The following is a 21624-nucleotide window of genomic DNA, read 5'->3' on the forward strand; positions in this document are numbered from 1 at the left end:
CCGAGCCGCCCCTTGCAGCCACAGAACTACGTCCCCGCACGCCGGGAGGCGGAGGGTGAAGTGCGCACCGCGCGGGCTGGGAACGATCGGAGCCCGTACCGAGATCCTTCGGCGGCTTGTTCCGGCGGCTGGGCAAAGACTGGAATCCCTATCCGTTTCTTGAGGCGGATAGCGCTTCCGATTCCCTCTGCGGCCAGCGTAGTAGTAAAAATGGATAGACCAATCCGATTGCTAGACTGGCCGGTATGAACCCAGGCGCCCAGCACGCCGACGATCCCATCGCTCAGCCTCTGCGCAGTGACGCCGAGCGCAACCGCGAGCGGATCATCGCCGCGGCGCGCACGGTGTTCGCACGGGACGGCCTGAATGCCTCCATGGCCTCGGTTGCCCGGGAGGCAGGGGTGGGGATCGCCACCATGTTCCGCCGCTTCCCGACGAAGGAGGAACTGGTCGACGCCGTCTTCTCCGACCGCATGGCCGCCTACGCCGACGCGGTCACCACGGCCCTGGAGGACCCCGATCCCTGGCACGGTTTCGTCGGCTACATCGAGTCCGCCTGCGCGATGCAGGCCGCCGACAACGGCTTCGCCGACGTCCTGACCATGACCTTTCCCACGGCCAAGGTTCTGGAGCAACGCCGCAACGAGGCGTACGAGGCCATGCTGCGCCTCATCGACCGGGCCAAGGCCACTGGCCGCCTGCGCGACGACTTCGACCCCTCGGACCTGGTGCTGATCCACATGGCCAACGCCGGCGTCGTCAACGCCTGCGGCGACGCCGCGCCCGACGCCTGGCGACGCGTGGTCGCCCTGTTCATCCAGTCCCTGGAGGCTGCGGCGCGCGGCGCCCTGCCCGCCTCACCCGGGCACGAACTCCTCTACGAGGCTATGCTCCGTGCCGGCCAGGGCACCGCACCGCCGCAGCCGGGCAAGAGCGGCTGATCGTCGTACCCGATCCGCCCAGGTGGCTTGCTGACGGGCGCCGTGGTGAGGTGCGCCGGCCGCTGCGAGAACGACAGGAAGGCGGTGACGGGGTCTACCCCAGGAGGCTGCCGCCGCTGGCGATTCGCCGAGGCGTTGGAATGCCGTCTGGGACATCTGCTCCCGTACCTCGGGGATCTTCGAGAACTCCGGCCCATTGTCCGTGACGCCGGGGGCCACGGACATTGACCAAGGAGGCTTCCTTCCTCCGCGTCCGTACCTGACAGGGGAGTCCGGAGAGCGCGGCTCGCCACGGATTCCGGATCGCACCATGGCACCAATACCGCCGGGGGGGCCGGTCGTTGGGCGACGCTTCCGCGGTGCGGATGGTCGGACGGTCAGTCGCGGACCGGAGTGAGGATCTGGCGGGCTGTGCGGTGGGCGATCTTCCAGCTGCCGCTGCCGAGTTGGTAGTGGTTGGAGAGTTCGAAGATGTGGCCGCCGGTTGCCACCGTGCAGGGAGCCGGCCCTGGTCTGGTGGGGGTGAGTCCGCCGTATCCGAGCAGGGGGATGGTTCCCTGGGCGGTGGCGGCACCGACGGTGCGGAAGTGTGTGACGCCCGGGATGTGACGGCTGGTCTGCTGTTCCGGGCCGGGGCGGGCATAGAGCGCGTGCGGGATCTCGGCGTGGCCGCGGAGCGTGCGTCCGTGAACCTCGTACAGGGCGTCAAGAGTTCCAGCACTGCGTCGTGTTCGCGGCGGTCGTCGTGGTGGTAGAAGGCGGTGTTGAGCCGGGACAGCGACCAGGCGGTCGCGTCCTCGGGGCTCATGCCGTCGTCCCCTTCGGGCTGATGGCGTCGGGGCTGGGGTGTGGGCCTTGAGGACGGAGTCGAACTCCAGCGTGCGGTACGGGTTCTGGAAGCCGGCACCGGCGACGTCCTGGGGGTTTTCGTGCAGGACGGAGTCGGCCTGCAGGGAGAGCGGCGCCTTCTTCGCACCGACGAAGTCGACGGGGATGACCGGGTCTCCCTTGAAGTAGATCTCGCCCGCCCAGGGGGCGATCAGGTCGGGGTGGTGGACCTCGAAGTGGATGCGGGCCGGGGGGTAGAGGCGGCGTCCGAGGGGCGCGCAGACCTCGGCGATTCCCTCGACGGCGGCGAGGAGGGGTTCGGCATAGGCCGACGGGGTGATGGTGGTGAAGGCGTAGCGGCCGTCGGCGCCGGTGAACTGGTGCGCGCGCAGGTTGTGCTTGGGCACCCCGTCGTCGTAGAGCCCGGAGCACTTGCCGTTGTCGGCGGCGTGGAACATCTCCATCCTGGCGCCCTCGATCGGCTGGCCGTGACCGTCCAGGACGCGACCGGAGACGGACAGCGCAGAGCACTTGTTCCGTGGCTGCCGTATTCCTGTGATGACGCTCCTTGAAAGTACCTCTGGCCGAAGTTCCGTGAAGAACTCGGTGCGTGGCAGCTCAGGGGACACCCAAAATTGACGGGCCGAGGACTCTGTCCATCGAAACACTGGGCCACGTAGTCCGTCGCCGAAGGCGATGTGTCCGTGGAGGAGGGGAATTGCTAGGACTTGTGGATGAGGAGTGGTTGCCTGCTGGCAGGCGAAGGGACTTGAGTCTCCAGTAGGGGGAGACGCAAAGGTGGGGGCATGGACGGCGACACGCTCTACTCGATCGGCGAACTCGCTCGACGGACCGGTCTCACAGTCAAGACCATTCGGTTCTACTCCGATCGCGGAATCGTGGCGCCGACGGACCGCAGCCCGGCCGGCTACCGCCTCTACAACATCGACGCCGTCGCACGCCTGGACCTCGTGCGGACCCTGCGTGAGCTGGGACTGGACCTGCCCACGATCCGCAAGGTCGTGGACCGCGAGCTGTCGCTTCCCGAGGTCGCCGCGGCGCACGCCGAAGCACTGGAAGTGCAGATCCGCGTCCTGCGCCTGCGGCGCGCGGTGCTGACAGCGGTGGCCGAGCGCGGGTCCACACCTGAGGAGACGGAACTCATGCACCGGCTGGCCCAGCTTTCAGAGGACGAACGCCGACGTCTGATCGGCGATTTCCTAGACGCCGTCTTCGGCGGTCTTGACGCCGCCCCCGAATTCGCGGGGGTCATGCGCTCGATGACCCCAGAGTTGCCCGACAACCCCGAGGCGAAGCAGGTCCGGGCGTGGGTGGAGTTGGCCGAAATATCCCTGGACCTGGATTTCCGCGCCAGGCTGCGGCTGATGGCCGAGGACCAGGCAGCCGAGCAGACCCGAAGCGACATGATGGGCCCGCGCCGCGACATTGCCGCAGCCGTCCGTGACCAGGCCGGCCCGGCCCTGACCGCCGGCATCGACCCGGCCTCGCCCGAGGCCGATCCGATCGTCGCGGCGTTCACGGCGCACTACGCGAACCTCCTCGGCCGCCCCGACGACGTCGAGCTTCGCCGTCGGCTGGCGACTCGGCTGGAGAGCGTGAACGACCCCCGCAGGGAGCGGTACCTCCAGCTGCTCGCAGTGGTCAACGGCTGGCCGGCCCCAGAGAGCCTGGCTCCAGTGTTCGACTGGTCCGTCCAGGCTCTGCGCGTCCGGACGCAGCGATGACGGGGCGGTCGCAAGGCGGCATGGGGCGGACGCGGCTGGCGTCGGGAGGAAACGCCCCCACATATGGTCCGTTGATGAGTGCCCCGGTCGTACTTCAGGTGGCCGCGTCGCCGGTCTCTCCCGCTCTCGTCCTTCGCCCCTGGCGCATGGAGGACGTTGCCGCATTGGTCGAGGTGAGCCGGGATCCCGCACTGCGCCAGTGGGCGAACTCTGTCGTGGACAACGATGCCGACGGGGCACGCTGGGTGCAGGTTCAGCAGCAGGGCTGGGCAGCGGGGGACCGGTTCGGTTTCGCCGTCCTTGAGACACAACCCGGTTCAGTTCGCGAACAGTTGGTGGGCAACGTGGTCCTCAAGGAAGTCACCTCCGGCAAACCGGCGGCCGAAGTGGGCTACTGGACCGCGGCGCACGCTCGCGGGCGGGGAGTGGCCTCCCGCGCTCTGGAGGCACTCACCAGCTGGGCCTTCGACACCTTCGAAGCCGACGGGCTGGAGCGTCTCGAACTCCTGCACCAGGTGGACAACCTGGCATCGTGCCGGGTCGCACAGAAGAGCCGCTACGACTTCGACACCATCCTGCCCGCGGCACCGCCCTCCTTCCCTCGCGATGGCCACCTGCACATACGGCGCCCGAGTGCCTGAGATCCTCCCGGCTTCTGTGGATCGGCTGAGGCTGCTCACGCCGAGAGGGTCTCGGGGTGTTCGACGAGGTGGCCGCGTTCGAAGCGGGTCCCGGCACGGACCGGAGCGGCGAGGTGGGGTGCGTTCACAGCCCGCCAGCGGGCCTGGGCTGACTCGACCAGCTTGAAAACCATTGCCAGCCCGGCGGCCCGGTTGCCGGCACCCTTCGTCACCTTGGTCCGCAGCCGCACCGTGGCGAACGTCGACTCGATGGGATTCGTGGTCCGCAGATGGATCCAGTGCTCGCGGGGAAGTCGTAGAACGCCAGCAGCTCGTCCGCATCGTCCGCGATCTTCTTGATCTTGCTCGGTGACCTATCGATCAATCGCCCGGGAAGGTACGTCCTCCCGGGGCCGATGCACAGGATCTGAGCATTGCTCGTGGAGGAGCCGGGGTTCGCCGTGCTTGTGACCGAGCCCGGGAAGGGCGGACAGGAGGCCCTGCAGGCAGTCGGAGCGGTGACCGGACTGAGCCTGTGGCGTTGCAAGCTTCTACTCGACCGCGCCCCTGAGACGGTTGTGGAGGAAGCACCGCTCGACCGGGCGAGCGTGGCAGCCCGGCGGCTGCAGGACACCGGCATCCCTGCAGCAATCCGCTGTACCTGGTGCGACAGGACGGTGCCCCGCGACGGGAGGGGGCTCGACCCAGGCCCCTGTGCATCCCGCTGCTGGCCGACCGCCCATTGCCAGGCGAACTGTCTCGCCAGCTGTGATTGCGAGTTCTGCTGCGTCTACGGGCCGACCGTCCTGACCCTGTGATTGCAGGCTCATCCCGGGACTGAATGGATCCTCCGCGCGGCTCTTGGGGGTGGGACAGAGCGGCTCGCTGAGATTCCCCACCCACCCACCCTTCGCCGTCACGCACACCGCCTCATGCGGCCCTGACCGGTGCGGCACAATCACGGTCAACTGGGCAGGCAACGGTGGGGGTGGGAACGTGGGGCGTTTTGGCTCGCGAAGTCGACGTAGGGGCATACCGAACGAACCAGCACTACTGGCGGCGGGTGCTGAGAATCCCGGTGGCAGCGTCGCCGAAATCGACCCGACGTATATCGACGATCCGAACGGATACGTACCGCCCGAGGCAATCCGCGGCGCGTGGTTGGTGGACAACAGCGGGAAACTGACAGGTGAGTACCAGGAGAATCCTCGTCACGGGGTGCCGCAGGACGACTTCAGCAAGCTTACTGACCCTGATCACTGGCTTGGCTGGCTCGGCGATGATCCCGCGATCGCCGTCCGGAGAGGCATCGAAGAGTCCTTGCGAGCCCAGGTGGCAGATGCAGTGGTCGAGTGGGTCAAGATCCTTGAGACGCCTCGTTTTCTCACGGGTGGGCGTCGACATTCTGAGGACGAACAGGTCATGTTGGTGACCCGCGCGGCACTCGCCGCACCGTTCGCGTTGTCCGTGCGCACCACGCAGCACGGGCGTTCCCTTCTTCTGGGCGTGTTCTCGTGGGCGGCGGTGAACCTCTCACCGCCCGGAGTCCGCAAGGATCGGCACTGGTTTGATTTGGGCGTGGAGCTCGACTGGGCCGGTGAAAGGCTTCAAGGGCGGATCTACGAAATTGACGGTGCGGACGGCGCCGCCGAGTGGTAGAGCGGGAAGTCACTCAGCAGCGGCGGTCACGTACGTGGTGCTGAGTCATGCGAATTCGTTGGTCGGCAGAGGGGCTGGTACGGGATGCTGCACGCGTGATCGAGCGAGAAGCCGCCGTTCGGGCAGTCGAGGACCAACTGGAGCGCGACTACCAGCAGTGGCGGGCTGTGAGCACGGACGCGGTGAGGATGGCTGTGGTCCGTATCGAGGAGCACGAGCTGGTGTGGATCGTCTCCTGGCAGTCCGAGGAGTTCGTACGCACCCGGAACTCGAAGTACGCGCTGATTGGTGATGGGCCGTACCTGGTCGACCGCGCAGACGGGGGGCTGCATCAGATCGGCGTCGTCTCCGCGGTCACCGGGGAGTGGGAGGCGGACTACCGGGCTCGGATACGCGGTCTGCCGGTGCGCACTGCAGTGGACGATCTACACGCTGCGCTCCGCGGAGTCGCCGCTACGCGCGGACGCATGCGTGCTGTGAGGACACTGCGCCAAAGGCTGCCTGTGCTCTCGCCCGCGGAGGCCATCGACTACGTGAGCGCCTTGCTGGAGGGCGATACGCCCGCGCGCCTCGTGGCCGTCGCCACCAGGGAACTGGTGGAGCCTCTCAACCCGGTGCTTGCGGTGAGGACCATTCTGAGCGGGGCGGCGATGCGAGCCGGTCAGAGCCCCGAGGGGTGACTGGAAAGCCAGTCGGCGTGCCGATCGCGCATCTGATCCCGTTCCTCACGCGTGGGGAGGAAGACGTCGGCACCACCGTCGTAGGGGTGGTGGATGCGCTGCATGCGGGTGTCGGTGATGAAAATTCCCGCCACCGTCGCACTCGTCCTCTCGCGCATGAACTACCGACGACCACGATGCCGGTGCTCACGAACGAGAGACAGCGACGTGCTGAGCGTCAGCTCTGCCCGGCGGTGACCGCGTGACGCGGTTGGACAGCCGACGAGCACGAGACGGCAGGACTGACGCGTTCCCTGGTCAACGCCCCGCTACAGCCATGTTCCTCCCAGCCGTCACCGTCCACCCCTGACGTTTCTCTCACCGCGTCAGCCACACCCCACCCTCCCGCATGAGTTGGCCGCTTTGGTTCAAAAGGTTGACAGCACTCAAGGCGCCTGGCTTCATGAACAGCGCGCAATTTTGGGAGCGCTCCCATCGCTGTTCCGTGCTTCTTGTTCTGGCCATGCGACAGAAAGGGACATCGTGGGACTGTCATCAAGACGCGGCCGCAGGCGACCATTGCGGCGCATCCCGGCAGTACTCGCTGGGGTGTTGACCGCAGGACTACTGTTCGCGAGCGGCCCGGCGCTGGGGGCCGAGGAGCGCCCGGCCCCCGCGCGCAGCGAGGCGGCCGTCGCCGCACCCGGGGACGACTGGCTGCACACCAAGGGCAACAAGATCGTTGACGCGAACGGCGACGAGGTCTGGCTCACCGGCGCCAACTGGTTCGGCTTCAACGCCGGCGAACGGGTCTTCCACGGGTTGTGGTCCGGCAACATCACCGACATCACCAAGTCGATGGCCGACCGCGGCATCAACCTCGTCCGCGTGCCCATCTCCACCCAGCTCCTTCTGGAGTGGAAGAACGGCCAGGCCGCCGTCCCGAGCGGGGTCAACGCCTACGCCAACCCCGAGATCGCGGGCAAGACCTCCCTGGAGGTCTTCGACCACTGGCTCGCTCTGTGCAAGCAGTACGGCATCAAGGTCATGCTGGACGTGCACAGCGCCGAGGCCGACAACTCCGGCCACGTCTACCCGGTGTGGTGGAAGGGGACCATCACCTCCGAGGACTTCTACACGGCCTGGGAGTGGGTGACCACCCGCTACAAGAACGACGACACTGTCCTCGCCATGGACGTCAAGAACGAGCCGCACGGCACGGCGAGCACGTCTCCGCGGGCCAAGTGGGACGGTTCGACGGACCAGGACAACTTCAAGCACGTCTGCGAGACCGCCGGCAAGCGGATGCTCGCCATCAACCCCAACCTGCTGGTGCTCTGCGAGGGCATCGAGATCTATCCCAAGACCGGTGTGAGCTGGACCTCCACCACCGCCACCGACTACCACTCGACCTGGTGGGGCGGCAACCTGCGCGGTGTTCGCGACCATCCTGTGGACCTCGGCGCGCACAACGACCAACTCGTGTACTCCCCGCACGACTACGGGCCGCTGGTGTTCCAGCAGCCCTGGTTCACCGGTGACTGGAACCGCACCACGCTCGAGCGCGACGTCTGGGACCCCAACTGGCTCTACCTGCACAAGGAGAACAAGGCCCCGCTGGTGATCGGCGAGTGGGGAGGCTTCCTCGACGGCGGCCCGAACCAGAAGTGGATGACGGCACTGCGCGACCTCATCGTCGAGCACCGCATCCACCAGACGTTCTGGTGCCTCAACCCCAACTCCGGTGACACCGGCGGCCTGCTGCTCGGCGACTGGAAGTCCTGGGACGAGGAGAAGTACGCCCTGCTCAAGCCGGCGCTCTGGCAGCACGGCGGCAAGTTCGTCAGCCTCGACCACGAGGTTCCGCTGGGCGGCGCCGGCAGCACCACCGGCATCAGCCTGAGGGACGTGTACGACGGGCCGACGGACCCCGAGGACACCCAGGCGCCCACCGCCCCCACCAGCCTGGCCAGCACCGCCAGGACCTCCACCAGCGTGTCGCTGTCCTGGACGGCGTCGACCGACAACACCCGGGTGACCGGGTACGACGTCTACCGGGGAACGACCAAGGTGAACGCGGCACCGGTGACCGGCACGACCTACACCGACACCGGGCTGTCGCCCTCCACGGCGTACAGCTACACCGTGCGGGCCCGGGACGCGGCAGGCAACGTCTCCGCTTCCTCGGCGACGCTGAACGTGACCACGCAGTCCTCCGACACCCCGTCAGGGGCCGTGAAGGTGCGCTACAAGAACAACGACAGCTCCGCGACGGACAACGCCATCCGGCCCTCGCTCCAGGTCGTGAACACCGGCAGCTCCGCCGTGAATCTCGACGCCGTCACGGTCCGCTACTACTTCACCCGCGACGGTTCGGCCTCCGTGAGCGCCTGGTGCGACTACGCGGCCGTGGGCTGCGCGCAGGTCAAGCTCCGGGTCGTGCCGCTGGCGACCGCCGTCTCGGGCGCGGACGCCTATCTGGAGGTGAGCTTCACGGGCGGCACGCTCGCCGCCGGCGCCAACACCGGTGACATCCAGCTGCGGATGAGCAAGGCGGACTGGTCGAACTTCAACGAGGCGAACGACTACAGCCGTACGACCTCCACGACGTACACCGACGCACCGGCCGTTCCCGCATACACCGGCACGGCCCTTGCCTGGGGCACGCCCCCGGCCTGACCCGCCACACAGCGAACAGGGCGGCATTAATCCCCGCCCTGTTTTGGGAGCGCTCCCACTTCAAGCTCTATCGGCATACGAGGAGAGAGTGTGAAACGTCTACTGGCCCTACTGGCGACCTGCGCGACGGTCCTGGGCCTCACGGTGCTGGTCAGCCCACCGGCGGCGGCCGCCACGGGCTGCAAGGTCGACTACACGATCACGAACCAGTGGTCGGGTGGTTTCCAAGCCGCAGTGAAGGTCACCAACCTGGGTGACTCCATCAGCGGCTGGTCCCTGAAGTGGATCTGGTCCGACGGCGGGCAGAAGGTGACCCAGGGCTGGAACGGCACCTGGTCGCAGTCCGGCTCCGCGGTCAGCGTCACCAACGTCGACTGGAACCGCACCCTGGCCACCGGCGGCTCCACCGACCTGGGCTTCACCGGAACGTTCACGGGCGCCAACCCGAAACCCGCCGCCTTCACGCTCAACGGCGTGGGCTGCACCGGCTCCGTCGGCGGCGAGGAGCCCCCGCCGGACCCGGATCCCAACCCGCCCACCGGTACCCCAGTCGGCATCAACGGGCAGCTCAAGGTGTGCGGCGTGTACCTGTGCAACCAGTACAACCGCCCCATCCAGCTGCGCGGCATGAGCACGCACGGCCTCCAGTGGTTCAGCAAGTGCTACAACAACGCCTCCCTGGACGCGCTGGCCAAGGACTGGAAGTCGGACCTGTTGCGCATCGCCATGTACGTGCAGGAGGACGGCTACGAGACCGACCCGGCGGGCTTCACCAGCCGGGTGAACAGCCTGGTCGACATGGCCGAGGCGCGCGGCATGTACGCCATGATCGACTTCCACACCCTGACGCCGGGCGACCCGAACTTCAACCTCGAGCGGGCCAAGACGTTCTTCGCGTCCGTCGCCGCCCGCAACGCCAGCAAGAAGAACGTGATCTACGAGATCGCCAACGAGCCCAACGGCGTGAGCTGGGCGGCCATCAAGAGCTACGCCGAGCAGGTCATCCCGGTCATCCGGGCCGCCGACCCGGACGCCGTCGTCATCGTCGGCACCCGTGGCTGGTCCTCGCTGGGCGTCTCGGACGGCTCCAACGAGACCGAGATCATCAACAACCCGGTCAACGCCAGCAACATCATGTACACGTTCCACTTCTACGCCGCCAGCCACACGGACACCTACCGTGCGGCGGTCAGTCGGGCGGCCGCCAAACTGCCGCTGTTCGTCACCGAGTTCGGCACGGTGACCTACACCGGCGGGGGAGCGGTGGACCGCGCCAGCTCCACGGCCTGGCTGGACCTCCTGGACCGGTTGAAGATCGGGTACGCCAACTGGACCTACTCCGACGCCAATGAAGGCAGCGCCGCGTTCAAGCCCGGTACCTGCAACGGCACCGACTACAGCAGCAGCGGTGTGCTGACGGAATCGGGGGCGCTGCTCAAGAGCCGCATCAGCACCCCCGACGCCTTCCCCGCCAGCTGACTCCCCCGGGGGCTCCAGCCTTGTGCTGGAGCCCCCACTCATGCAGGGAGAGAACGCCACCGTGCCCTGCGAGCCAAGTCCTACTGTGCGGAGACCGAGGTGTGGACGCACTCGTCCGCTTCGCCGCGCCGACGCGTGACCGCGGTTGACCTGCCGGTCTGGATCAAGTGCACGTACACGCCCACCGAGCAGGCCGCGTCCGTCACGCGGAACTGCGGACGGCGCGATACGGGGCCATCGCAGAGACCACGCTCCGCCCTCGGGCCCGGTCGCGGACGCTCCCGGACGAGTCAACCGGCGGATCACGCCCGCATCACACGACCGAGGTGACGAGGTACGGCACGTTCGGCTGGGCGGGGCCGGCCGACACCACGCGTGGTGAAGTGGGGCGCGCGGGTCAGGCGGAGTCGCGGAGCACCAATTCCGTGCGGAGGCTGACATGCCGCCAGGCCACTCCCGAATCCTCCATCTCCTCCAGAAGCAGGCGCACCATGGTCCGGCCGATCTCCTGGAGCGGTTGGCGCACTGTCGTCAATGTGGGTTCCGTGCGCTGCGCCAGGAGGAAGTCGTCGAATCCGACCACGGCGACGTCCTGCGGCACTCGGCGACCCGCCGCACGCAGGGCGTTCAGCGCTCCGGCGGCCATGCTGTCGGATGCGGCGAACACGGCGTCGATCCCCGGCTCCCGCGCGATGAGTTCCGCCATCGCCGCGCGGCCGCTCTCCTCGGTGAAGTCTCCTTCTGTGACCCAGGACGGTTTTGCGTCGAGGCCCGCGCGTCCCAGCGCCTCGCGGTAACCGCGCAACCGGCACTGTGCGACGTACATGTCGAGCGGCCCGGTGATGGTCGCGACCGCGCGCCGGCCGCTGTTCAGCAGGTGGGTGACCGCGCTTCGGGCGCCCCCGGCGTTGTCGGCGTCCACGTGGGTGATGCTCTCGTCTCCCGAGCGGCGGCCCAGCATCACGATGGGCACGCCCGCGTCCGCGAGCATGTCGGGCAGTGGGTCGTCGGCGTGCACGGACATCAGCAGCACGCCGTCCACCCGGCCGCCACGCGCGTACTCGACGAAACGCTTCCGCTCCTGGTTCGTGCAGACCTGGGTGAGCAGCAGTTGCATCGCGGTGTCGGTCAGCGCGTCTCCGACGGAGCGAATGGTCTCCGAGAAGAACGGCTCCGCGAATTTCCGCCAGTCGGGCTCCGTCATCACCAGAGCGATCGCGTCCGTACGGCGCCCGGCCAGCGACCGGGCCGCAAGGTTGGGTACGTACCCCAGCTCGGCGATGGCGTGCTGCACGTTGCGGCGGGTCGACTCCTTGACTCCTGCCACGTTGTTGATGACGCGGGAGACAGTGCCCCGCCCCACACCGGCGAGCGCGGCCACCTCCTCCAAGGTCGGCCCCGCGCCGGGGCGCTGCTTGCCCATGAACTTCTCCCCCCACCCGCAGGAACCCCATGGTAGGGCCATGGCCGTTCGTGATCGACCGGCGCCGACCTGCTGATACGTGCCTTGTCGGGGACGCCGGGCACCTCGTCAGGGCGGGAGGCCGGGCGGCGCGGTGGAACACGAGGGTGCGTGCAGCGGACCAGGACCACCGCTCCTGCCGCAGGGCGTCGCGACGGGCGTCGACTCCCGCTCTGCTGAGGAAGGTTCGCGCCATCTGACGCGGAAGTGGCGCGAATGAACGTTGCCGCATCGGCTCAGGACACTCAGTCTGGAGCAATGGGAGCGCTCCCAATCTTTACCCCCATGCCGAAATTCGGCATCCCCCACGGGAAAGAAGGAGACCGTGACTTGTCATGATCACACCAGAGTGGTGCGGCGCCGTTCGACGCTCGTTCTGAGCCTCCTCGCGGCGATGCTCCTCAGCCTGCTCCCCTGGAGCGGCACCGCCGTGGCCCACGGCTCGGTCGTCGACCCCGCGAGCCGCAACTACGGCTGCTGGCTACGATGGGGCAGCAACCACATGGATCCGTCCATGGCCCAGCAAGACCCCATGTGCTGGCAGGCGTGGCAGGCCAACCCCAACGCCATGTGGAACTGGAACGGTCTGTACCGCAACGGCTCCGCCGGCAACTTCCAGGCAGTGGTCCCCGACGGCCAACTGTGCAGCGGCGGCCGCACCGAGGGCGGCCGCTACAACTCCCTGGACGCCGTGGGCGCTTGGAAGACCACGGACATCGCCGGCAACTTCACCGTGAAGCTGTACGACCAGGCCAGCCACGGCGCTGACTATTTCCTGGTCTACGTCAGCCGGCAGGGCTTCGACCCGACCACCCAGCCGCTGCGCTGGAGCGACCTCCAGCTGGTCGCCCGCACCGGCAGGTACGGGCCCAGTCAGAACTACTCGATCCCGGTCAGCACGTCCGGGTACAGCGGTCGCCACATCGTCTACACGATCTGGCAGGCGTCGCACATGGACCAGACGTACTTCCTGTGCAGCGACGTGAACTTCCGCTGAGCCGGCGCCCATGAGCTGTCCCGCCGGACGAGCCCCCGTCCGGCGGGACACCGCGCGCTCTGCCCCACCACGATGCTCGGACACTCCACGCGCCGCCCGAGCATCAGGGCCGTCGGACCGGCCCCGAGGGGTGGCGTTCGCCGCCCTGTGCGCGTCCTGCGGGACCCGCCACCGGGCCGCGTCCCCCCGTATGCGAACACCACCACCTGACGAGCGTTTTGATACCTGGAGCCGACATGCCAGAACGCCGCTGGACCGGACCGCTCCTGCTGGCCCTGCTGTTCACCACCCTCACTCCGCTGTCCGCCGCCGCGTCGGCCCCGCCCGCTTCGGCGGACACCGTGCGAGCCGCCACGGCGGCGGCCCCCTCGACGGTCCCCCTGCCGTCGCTGAAGGCGACCACCACCCAGGTCGCCTCCGGCCTGCGGCGACCCGTCGCCCTCGTCGCCCCCGACGACGGCACGGACCGGTTGTTCATCGTCGAGAAATCGGGCACTGTCCGCACCTACCACCCGAGCACCGGCCTGGCCCGGGACCCGCTCATCGACATCACGTCCGCCGTGGACGAATCGGGCAACGAACGCGGCCTGCTCGGCATAGCCGTCCCGCCCGACTTCGCCGACAGCCACCACCTGTACCTGGTGTACACGGCGCTGCCCGACGGCGCCGTCACGCTCGCCCGATACCACCTCGACGACTCCCGCCTGGAACCCCTGCTCTCCCAACCCCACGCCGAGTACAGCAACCACAACGGCGGCCAGATCGCGTTCGGCCCCGACGGCAACCTGTACTGGAGCATCGGCGACGGAGGCGGCTCCGCCGACCCGTTGCACGCCGGGCAGCGCCTGGACACCCTCCTCGGCAAGATCATGCGCATTGACGTCAGCCGCACCTGCGGACAGCTCGCCTACTGCGTGCCCAGTGACAACCCCTTCGTGGACACCCCCGGCGCCCGTGACGAGATCTGGCTGTACGGGCTGCGCAACCCGTGGAAGTTCTCCTTCGACGACGCCGACGGCTCGATGTGGATCGGCGACGTCGGGCAGGGCCGATGGGAAGAGGTCGACCACCTCCCGGCCGGTCAGGGAGGGCTGAACCTCGGCTGGTCCTGCTACGAGGGTCTGGAGAAGTTCCAAGGAGGCCACTGCGTACCCGGCGAGCAGTACACCGAACCGGTCTTCACCTACTCCCCGTACACCGGCGGCTGCTCGATCATCGGCGGTCACGTCTACCGGGGCCAGAAGTACGCCGACCTCGTCGGCGGCACGTACATCGCCACCGACTACTGCTCGTCCACCGTCTGGGCGCTGCGCCCCAACGGTGAAGGCGGCTACGAGCAGGCAGAGATCGGGGAGATGCCCACCCAGGTGACGGCGATCGGCGCGACCGTCGACGGAGAGTTCTACGTCGTCAACGATCTGCCCGGCGGCCTGCACCGCGTGTCCTTCGCGCGGGAGGAACCCACCTGCCGCGTGGATCGCACCGTGCGGACCTGGGGGACCGGCACCACCGTCGACCTGACGATCACCAACACCGGCAACACCCCGGTGAACGGCTGGACGCTGAAGTTCCCCTTGGCTCTTGGCCAGACCGTCACGTCCGACTGGAACACCGACCTGACGCAGGGAAGCAACACGATCACGGCCACCAACGCCTCGTACAACGCAACGATCGCACCCGGCGGGCGCGTCACCCTTGGCTACCTCGCCAGCCACACCGGTGACTCCTCGCCGCCGCCGCGGTTCACGCTCAACGGTGACGCCTGCGCAATCGGCCGCTGAACGGTCCGCACAGGGGCCCGCCGCGCCGTCAGCGGCGGGCCCATCCGCCCACTTCGGTCCCTCCTGGCCCCCTCTACTCTCCCTCTTCCGTCATCTCCGCAGATCGCATGGTCCCGAAGGTTGACATGATCTCGTCCTCACTCCGGCCTCGGAGGAACGTCATGCCCGAGTCCCGCACCCCCGGGCCCCGGCCTGCCCTTCTCTTGTCCTGCTCCGTCATCCTGCTGGCGCTCACGGCGTGCAGCGGCGAGGACGAGCGGCCGCCCGCACCCCCGACCGGGGTCACCGCGCAGTCCAGCAGCGCGACCACCGTCCACGTCATGTGGAAGGGGGTGCAGACCGCCAAGGACGGCGAGGGCGTGGCGGCGTACGAGGTCCTGCAGGCCGGGAAGAAGGTGAAGGAGGTCGGCGCGGAGCGCACCATGGTCGACATCACCGGCCTGAAACCGTCCGCCGACTACGAGTTCACCGTCCGCACCCGCGACACTGGCGGCAACTATTCCGCCCCCAGCCGCGAGGTCGCCGTCACCACCCTCGCCGCGCCCGCCGAGGACGGCCAACCGCCGACCCGCCCCGGCCGGCTGCGCGGGAGGGCCGACGGATCGCGAGCCGCCGACCTGCGCTGGACCGCCTCGACGGACGACCAGCGCGTCGTCTCGTACGACATCTATCAGGGCGGCGCGAAAATACACACGGTCGACGGTGCGGAGACGAGGGCCGTCCTCACCGGTCTGCGCCCCGGCACCGGCTACGTCTTCACGGTGCGAGCCCGGGACGCGGCGGGCAACCTCTCTCCTGCCAGTGCACCACTGCGACTGACCACCGCTGGGGGCGGAGGCGGCGGAGGGGCGGAGCCAGAAAACTTCCAGGTCTCGGTGCGCAAGGACGCGAAGGACAGGGCGTACTACCTGGATCTGTCGTGGACACCGCCCAGGCCGGACGGACTCGTGGCCGAGTACCAGGTCTACCTCGACGAGGTGTTCGTGACGACCTTGGCCGGGGGTGACGAGCCGCGCGGGGGACGAGCGAGGCACACCGTGAACCTGGGCACGGAAGAAGGCAGGACGTATGACGTGAGGATCAGACCGCGCCTGCCGGACGGCACCTGGGGAGCGTTCTCGCTGGAGCGGACGGTCACGACGGGCAACTGACATCTCGACGGTATGGTCAGCGCCCATCATGCCGACGAAGACTCTGGAGTGCCCGGTGTCGCCGTCGTCCTTCGTGGTGTTCCTGGTCGGCGCCAAGAAGCAGTTCGCGGCCACGTCACTGCGGAGAGCCTCCGCTGCGTCGTACGCCTTTCGGGACCGGCGTGACGTACTGCGGCAGCTCGTGGACGGCCTCGGGGATGTTGGTTGAGCTGGGACACACCGTCACGCAACCAGAAGACGGTGGCGACCTGCTGGCTCTGGCGGACGAGTAGGGCAATCCCTGACGTGCTTCGTATGCCGCCACCCGGTTCGGGGTGGCTCATGTCGGCTCCTCGCGGAGGGACCGACTGGCACCTGGGACCATGAGCGGATGTCCGAGGAACCGAACCTGATGTCCACCTTGTGGCCGCTCGTGCCGTCCGGCGCCACTCACTGGCTGTTGGAGCTGTGCGGCGACGGCCTGACCGGATTCATGCCTCCGGCGATGCCTGACGCGGTGTGGGTCCTCAACGCCATGTACGAACTTGAGCAGGGGCCGCACGAAACGTCGTACGACGCATACCACCAGGCAAGTCTCGCCGGCGGGAGCCCTCAACCCCACCTGGTCGGAGGCATCGACCTCGATGCCGTGAGCATCGCCACGGGGGGAGGTCTGGGGCGTGCCCGGCATCCAGGCCCCGGCTGGCGGCGGCTGCGCTGGACCGAGCTGGCCCGACGGACCGGTGACCCGGTAGTGCCCGACGGACTGATGCCCTCCTACCGCTGCTTCCCTTCGGTCAAGAAAGAGGGCAGGTGGCCGCTGGGCATCGCTCCGCCGACCGAGGGAAGCCTGGACCGTGAGACCTGGAACCGGCTGATCACGATCCTCACCCGGTACAGCCCCGCAGGCCCGGACACCCGATGCCTGGCCTACTACAGCCCTCTGGTGCTTGGAGCCACTGACGTCGACAACCTCCACGTGCGTGCGGGTCGACTCGGCGATGCCGAGATCTTGTACGACCAGTCCGAAGCAGACTTCAGCCCTTCCAACCTCTGGGCCGATGACCGCTCCTGGGTCCTGTGCACCGACTACGACCTGTGGGCCACCAAGGTCGCCGGTTCACCGGCCCTCATCAACGCCTTGCTGAACGATTCCGAGATCGAGGCGGTTCGTCTGCCCTGGGCACACTGATGACAAGCCGCCTCGGTTCCTTTCCCGGCGCGCTCAACGCCCGTGCTCGGGCCGCGCCGCGAGCGTGCTCGGCCATCCCTGGACCGGCTCATCAACACCAGCCACCAGGTCACCATGAACGGCCCCGGCTACCGCCCCAACAAGCGCCCGAAGAGCCCCACCGACGAGAAGAGCGGCAGGACCCAACCACGTAGGAAAACCGGTGGACGCTGCCGAGATACTGCCGTCATGGCCGTAACCCAGCAACTCGCCCGCGTCCCGGCGGAGTACCTTAACGCCTGCCGACAGTCAGCCGGAACGTCGCCCGATGGAGATCCCCTTTGGGATCCGCCGCCGGCGGACGTCCTGGACCTGGACTGGGCGCCGGCCCTGCTGCAACGGGTCTGCGAACTGGCAGGCCTCGACGGCGTCCACCTGGATGCTCTTCGGCAGGCCACCGAGGGGGACTCGGTGATCGATCTCGGTTTCCTTAACACGCACCCGCATGCCATTGGCCCCTTCGGACCGCCTCCCACTGCCCTTTCCGCAGCTCAAGTGGCCCGCGTCTCGGAACTGCTCGGTCAAATCGACTTCCCGGCCGTCCTGGCCTGCCTGCCGACCGAGGACACCGAGGCCGCTTCCTTGATCGGTCACGGGGCAGACAAGATCGTCGGTGGCCCGAGGAAGTACCTGCTGAGGCACTTCAATGCCCTGCGCGAGTTCTACCTTGCTGCAACGAAACGGCACCTTCTCCTCGTGCTGTGGTGGGACTGACCCCGGACTTCATCGTCGGCTCACGACCCCAGCACCTGGGGAATCACGTGACGGTCCGGCCGGGGAATCGCGCGAATGTCCACAAGGTCGGCAAATGCAGCGATTCCCAGCGGACGCCCGAGTTTTGGGGCCAATGCCGACGGGGCATTCGGGGGCGAGGACTTGGTCAAATCGGGCTGGGCGGTTCCACGGACTACTGCAGGCTGTGCCATCGGCGGACCCACGGTGAGCCGTGTGATCGCAGACGTGATGCAGGACTCCATGTCCTGAGAGGACCTGAGAGGAGATGACATGGACGCAGGCCGGGACGAAGAGGGACTGCTGGGTCCCAGTGACGAATTGGGACCTGCCGTGGCCTCGATCGGACTGTGGATCACGCTGGCCGGTTCGGTCGCTCTCGTGCTCATTGGAGTCTTCGGCATGATCGCAGGTATCGAGCCGGCTCTCTGGGTGGCGGTCGTTGGCGCGATCTGCTCCGTGGGCTCAGGGGTGCTCATACGCACGCGGAAGAGATGACGCAGGGAACTTCAGCCTTGGACCGGTGGCCTCGCCGTCGCTGTCTTTCCCTTGGTCCGAAGTAAGAGGCGTATCCGACCAAAGTCGATCGTCTTGCCTACCTTTGGAGGCTGTTGGCGTACTGGGCATGGCGGCACCCTGGGTTCATGAGCGATTCGAAGGTTCCCCTTGCGGTGGGCTCGTACGTCGGTTCTCCGGCCGAGGAACTCGCCGGGCGCAAGCGAGGTCACCGGATCGCCGCGGGGGTGGACCAGCGGGTGCTGTTCTCGCGGACCGGCCGGCTGGAGCTTCATCCCGACCGCCTCGTGATCGGCGGCTGGCACGGTGGATCCGATCTCGTGCTGCGGCCGGAGGAGGTGAGATCGGTGGCCAACGAGTACACCGGCCTGTACGGCCGGTTCGTCGGCGGGCTGCTGAATTCCGGCAGGCCGCTCATCTTGGAGACGGTCACGGCCGGCCAGATCTACCTGATGGTGGATCACAAGACGTTTTTGGAGACCACCGCCAACCGCAAGTGGACGCGCCTGCTGAAGAGCTGGTTGGTGTCGGGAGATGGCTGAGCCGGGCATGAGGCGACGGCGGCGGACGGCCAAGCCGGTATGGGTCATGACGGCCCTGATGGCGATCTCCCTGAGCGTCCCGGCGGTCGGCGCTTCGGATACGGCGGGCGCGGCAGGCCCGGTGGTGCGCACCGATCTGGGTCCGGTGCGCGGAGTCGCGACGGGACGCACGGAGCTTTACCAGGGCATCCCCTACGCCCAGCCGCCGACCGGGATCAGGCGCTGGCGTCCGCCGGTCCGCCCTCGTCCCTGGACAGCGGTGCGGGATGCGAGCGAGCCCGGACCGGCATGCGCGCAACTGGACGAGACCGGCGGCGTCGCGGCGCATTCCTCCGAGGACTGCCTCTACCTCAACGTCACCCGCCCCCGTCGGAACCGTTCTGAGCGCCGGCCGGTCATGGTGTACCTGCACGGCGGGGCGTTCAGCTCGGGTTCGGGCAGCGACTTCGACGCCCGCCGCATGGCCGCCACGGGCGACGTCGTGGTGGTCACCGTCAACTCCCGGCTCGGCGTGTTCGGGTTCTTCGGCCACCCCAGGATGGCCGGGTCGGGGACCTACGCTCTGGACGACCAGCGGGCCGCGTTGCGCTGGGTACGGGCCAACGCGGTGGCGTTCGGAGGCGATCCGGGTAACGTCACGCTGATGGGGGAGTCCTCGGGCGGGGCAAGCGTCTGCGCCCAGCTGGTCTCGCCCCCAGCGGCCGGGCTCTTCCACCGCGCGATCATTCAGAGTGGATCGTGCCTGCAGAGCTGGCCCGAGAACGTGATGGCCCCCGGCCTCGACGCCATCTCCTATTGGGCGCCCCGAACGACCGTGGAGTCCCGGGGCGCTGCCGCGGCGGCGGGGCTGGGCTGCGCGGGACCACACGGGCCGGCATGTCTGCGCCGGACGGACACCGAAAAGCTCCTGGCGTTGAACGGCCAGTTCGTCACGCCGGCGTTCGGGACCCGGACACTGCCCACCGACCCGGTCAAGGCACTGCGGACCGGCGCCTTCCATCGGGTACCGGTGATGCAGGGCAACACCCGGGACGAACACCGGCTGTTCGGGAGCCTTTTCGAGGCGGAGAAGCCCATCGACGACGCCCGCTACCGGGCTCTGCTGGCGACGTCCTTCGGGGAGCGCATGGCCCGTCGCATCTACGCTCGGTATCCGCCCCGGGCGTACTCCGGCCAGTCGGGTTCCCCGGCCGCGCTGGCCTGGGCCGCGGTCGGCACCGACGTCGGATGGGTGTGCCCGACCCTCGCCGCCGACAGGCTTCTGGCTCGGCACGTGCCCGTCTTCAGTTTCGAGTTCGCCGAGCCGGACGTCCCGGATTTCCTTGGCATCTTCCCCAAGGGCTACCCGCCCGGCGCCTTTCACGGCTCGGAGCTTCCCCTGCTCTTCGACATCAAGGGCACGTCCGTGCCGCTCGACCCCGCCCAGCGGCAGCTCTCCGAATCGATGATCATGTATTGGACCGCGTTCGCTGCCCAGGGCGATCCGAACAGGGCGGGACTGCCCCGCTGGCCGAGGTTCCCGGCCACCCAGTCTCTGGACTCGGCGCGCGACGGGATTTCGCAGACCGATCTGGCCACCGGTCACCACTGCGGCTTCTGGGCCTCACGAACATGAGGACTCTGTGGCGTCCCGCATGACCGACGACGACCGGTCGCGCTGGGTGTCGTCGTCGGACGTCCCTCGTCTTCCGTCCCCGCCGTCGGCACCGGCCGTGAGGGTGGGGACCGTTGGCAGGTGACCCGGTCGCGAGAGGCACGTGCCGGTGGCCCGCGTGTGTCGTCCTCGACGCGGGGCACCGGAGGCGTGGGCGCCGCCTGCACCGGCCTCTCGGTTGGGGTCATGCGTACGGGTCGAGCTGGTGTGCGCGGTGGCGGTGGAGGACCAAGGGGTGGGCGTCCGCGTCGTGGGACACCCCGGTGGGGCTGCCCACGACGAGCGTGTGGTCGCCCACCTCGATGGACCGTTCGACGACGCAGGTGAACACGGCGGACGTGTCGGTCAGTATGGGCTGGCCGGCGCGAACCGCGTGCGCGACGCCGTCAAAGCGCCGGAGGGGGTCTCCCTGGGCGAACCGCCGGTACAGCTCTCGCTGCTGCCAGGAGACGACGTTGACGGCGAAGCCGCCGCTGCGCAGGGCGTGGATCAGGGTGCGGCTGGTGTTCGCGAGCGAGACCAGCAGTGAGGGCGGCTGGGTGGACAACGAGATGACCGAGTTGACGGTGCATCCCAACGGGCCGTCCGGACTGTGCGTCGTGATGATGCTGACGCCGGTGGGCAGGTGAGTCATGGCGGCGCAGAAACTGTCGCGGTCGGCACGCGGCCCGTGCTGGGAACTACCAGCGGAAGTCGGCGGCGGGGTCGTGGCGGTGGATGCGGGAAGAACCATGGGTCGTTACTCCTCAGAACGCGGGTAGCGGCAGGGCGCGGTGGGCACGGGATCGCGGGCGCGGTGGAGGATCGGTCTCAGCGCGTTCTCCACGGCCGGCCCCGCGCGCGGAGTTCGTCGCGGCTGCCAGCCCCGGCCCCGGCGACGGCCCCGGCCCCGGCGACGGCCCCGGCCCCAGCGACGGCCCCAGCCCTGGCCCGGGCCCCGGCGACGATGCCGAGGGCGGCGTCGAGGCA

Annotated in this window: 19 protein-coding genes and 1 pseudogene; 15 read left to right on the top strand and 5 right to left on the bottom strand. The window is 68.3% G+C overall.

Annotation, left to right across the window (positions count from 1 at the left end; genetic code table 11):
* Window positions 1–245 precede the first annotated feature (245 nt).
* Window positions 246–941 (top strand): TetR/AcrR family transcriptional regulator, encoded by a 696-nt coding sequence (locus ACH41F_RS37040; RefSeq protein ID WP_398839482.1) that lies wholly within the window; start codon window positions 246–248, stop codon window positions 939–941.
* Window positions 942–1318: 377 nt separating this feature from the next.
* On the opposite strand, the gene ACH41F_RS37045 is transcribed toward ACH41F_RS37040, so the two are convergent.
* Complete coding sequence (locus ACH41F_RS37045; RefSeq protein ID WP_398839483.1) at window positions 1319–2437, bottom strand: hypothetical protein; 1119 nt, start codon at window positions 2435–2437, stop codon at window positions 1319–1321.
* Window positions 2438–2575: 138 nt separating this feature from the next.
* On the opposite strand from ACH41F_RS37045, the gene ACH41F_RS37050 reads away from it, so the two are divergent.
* Both ACH41F_RS37050 and ACH41F_RS37055 read left to right on the top strand, forming a co-directional pair.
* Window positions 2576–3514, top strand: a complete 939-nt coding sequence (locus ACH41F_RS37050) for a MerR family transcriptional regulator (RefSeq protein ID WP_398839484.1) — start codon at window positions 2576–2578, stop codon at window positions 3512–3514.
* 74 nt (window positions 3515–3588) lie between these two features.
* Window positions 3589–4155 carry a GNAT family N-acetyltransferase gene (locus ACH41F_RS37055; protein ID WP_391231424.1) on the top strand — a complete coding sequence of 189 codons (567 nt, stop codon included), beginning with the start codon at window positions 3589–3591 and terminating at the stop codon, window positions 4153–4155.
* A gap of 35 nt (window positions 4156–4190) precedes the next feature.
* Here the strand turns inward: ACH41F_RS37055 and ACH41F_RS37060 are convergent.
* Window positions 4191–4504 (bottom strand): annotated as a pseudogene (locus ACH41F_RS37060) (transposase); the annotation flags it as partial.
* A 626-nt stretch (window positions 4505–5130) separates the two neighbouring features.
* Here ACH41F_RS37060 and ACH41F_RS37065 point away from each other — a divergent pair.
* Window positions 5131–5793: a hypothetical protein gene (locus tag ACH41F_RS37065; protein WP_398839485.1), complete on the top strand. Its 663-nt coding sequence runs from the start codon at window positions 5131–5133 to the stop codon at window positions 5791–5793.
* Window positions 5794–5888: 95 nt separating this feature from the next.
* On the top strand, window positions 5889–6473 hold the full coding sequence (locus ACH41F_RS37070) for a YrhB domain-containing protein (RefSeq protein WP_398839486.1): 585 nt from the start codon (window positions 5889–5891) through the stop codon (window positions 6471–6473).
* Here ACH41F_RS37070 and ACH41F_RS37075 read toward each other — a convergent pair.
* Window positions 6455–6607, bottom strand: a complete 153-nt coding sequence (locus tag ACH41F_RS37075; protein WP_391231429.1) for a hypothetical protein — start codon at window positions 6605–6607, stop codon at window positions 6455–6457. The genes ACH41F_RS37070 and ACH41F_RS37075 overlap by 19 nt on opposite strands.
* 457 nt (window positions 6608–7064) lie before the next feature.
* Here ACH41F_RS37075 and ACH41F_RS37080 point away from each other — a divergent pair, with 457 nt between their 5' ends.
* Together ACH41F_RS37080 and ACH41F_RS37085 are read left to right on the top strand one after the other, a co-directional pair.
* Window positions 7065–9131 (top strand): cellulase family glycosylhydrolase, encoded by a 2067-nt coding sequence (locus tag ACH41F_RS37080; protein ID WP_398839487.1) that lies wholly within the window; start codon window positions 7065–7067, stop codon window positions 9129–9131.
* Window positions 9132–9221: 90 nt separating this feature from the next.
* Complete coding sequence (locus ACH41F_RS37085; RefSeq protein ID WP_398839488.1) at window positions 9222–10610, top strand: cellulase family glycosylhydrolase; 1389 nt, start codon at window positions 9222–9224, stop codon at window positions 10608–10610.
* A 397-nt stretch (window positions 10611–11007) separates the two neighbouring features.
* On the opposite strand, the gene ACH41F_RS37090 is transcribed toward ACH41F_RS37085, so the two are convergent.
* A complete protein-coding gene (locus tag ACH41F_RS37090; RefSeq protein ID WP_391231434.1) occupies window positions 11008–12033 on the bottom strand; it encodes a substrate-binding domain-containing protein in 1026 nt (341 codons plus the stop codon).
* Between the two features lie 364 nt (window positions 12034–12397).
* On the opposite strand from ACH41F_RS37090, the gene ACH41F_RS37095 reads away from it, so the two are divergent.
* The 8 genes from ACH41F_RS37095 to ACH41F_RS37130 all read left to right on the top strand — a co-directional run bounded on the left by ACH41F_RS37095 (window position 12398) and on the right by ACH41F_RS37130 (window position 20616).
* The gene (locus ACH41F_RS37095; protein ID WP_398839489.1) at window positions 12398–13069 is read left to right on the top strand and encodes a lytic polysaccharide monooxygenase; all 672 of its coding nucleotides are present in this window, start codon (window positions 12398–12400) and stop codon (window positions 13067–13069) included.
* A gap of 236 nt (window positions 13070–13305) precedes the next feature.
* Window positions 13306–14850, top strand: a complete 1545-nt coding sequence (locus ACH41F_RS37100; RefSeq protein ID WP_398839490.1) for a PQQ-dependent sugar dehydrogenase — start codon at window positions 13306–13308, stop codon at window positions 14848–14850.
* A gap of 161 nt (window positions 14851–15011) precedes the next feature.
* Complete coding sequence (locus tag ACH41F_RS37105; RefSeq protein WP_391231439.1) at window positions 15012–16001, top strand: fibronectin type III domain-containing protein; 990 nt, start codon at window positions 15012–15014, stop codon at window positions 15999–16001.
* A gap of 28 nt (window positions 16002–16029) precedes the next feature.
* Complete coding sequence (locus tag ACH41F_RS37110) at window positions 16030–16209, top strand: hypothetical protein (protein ID WP_398839491.1); 180 nt, start codon at window positions 16030–16032, stop codon at window positions 16207–16209.
* A 162-nt stretch (window positions 16210–16371) separates the two neighbouring features.
* Window positions 16372–17172, top strand: a complete 801-nt coding sequence (locus ACH41F_RS37115) for a hypothetical protein (RefSeq protein WP_391231442.1) — start codon at window positions 16372–16374, stop codon at window positions 17170–17172.
* Between the two features lie 228 nt (window positions 17173–17400).
* Window positions 17401–17925 (top strand): DUF1877 domain-containing protein, encoded by a 525-nt coding sequence (locus ACH41F_RS37120; RefSeq protein ID WP_391231443.1) that lies wholly within the window; start codon window positions 17401–17403, stop codon window positions 17923–17925.
* Between the two features lie 662 nt (window positions 17926–18587).
* A complete protein-coding gene (locus ACH41F_RS37125) occupies window positions 18588–19001 on the top strand; it encodes a hypothetical protein (RefSeq protein ID WP_398839492.1) in 414 nt (137 codons plus the stop codon).
* A gap of 46 nt (window positions 19002–19047) precedes the next feature.
* Window positions 19048–20616 carry a carboxylesterase/lipase family protein gene (locus ACH41F_RS37130; RefSeq protein WP_398839493.1) on the top strand — a complete coding sequence of 523 codons (1569 nt, stop codon included), beginning with the start codon at window positions 19048–19050 and terminating at the stop codon, window positions 20614–20616.
* A gap of 223 nt (window positions 20617–20839) precedes the next feature.
* Here ACH41F_RS37130 and ACH41F_RS37135 read toward each other — a convergent pair whose 3' ends face one another.
* On the bottom strand, window positions 20840–21289 hold the full coding sequence (locus tag ACH41F_RS37135) for a flavin reductase (protein ID WP_391231447.1): 450 nt from the start codon (window positions 21287–21289) through the stop codon (window positions 20840–20842).
* Window positions 21290–21624: the final 335 nt, after the last annotated feature.

This window comes from Streptomyces sp. NPDC020489 (genome assembly GCF_044386545.1).
Taxonomy (GTDB): Bacteria; Actinomycetota; Actinomycetes; order Streptomycetales; family Streptomycetaceae; genus Streptomyces.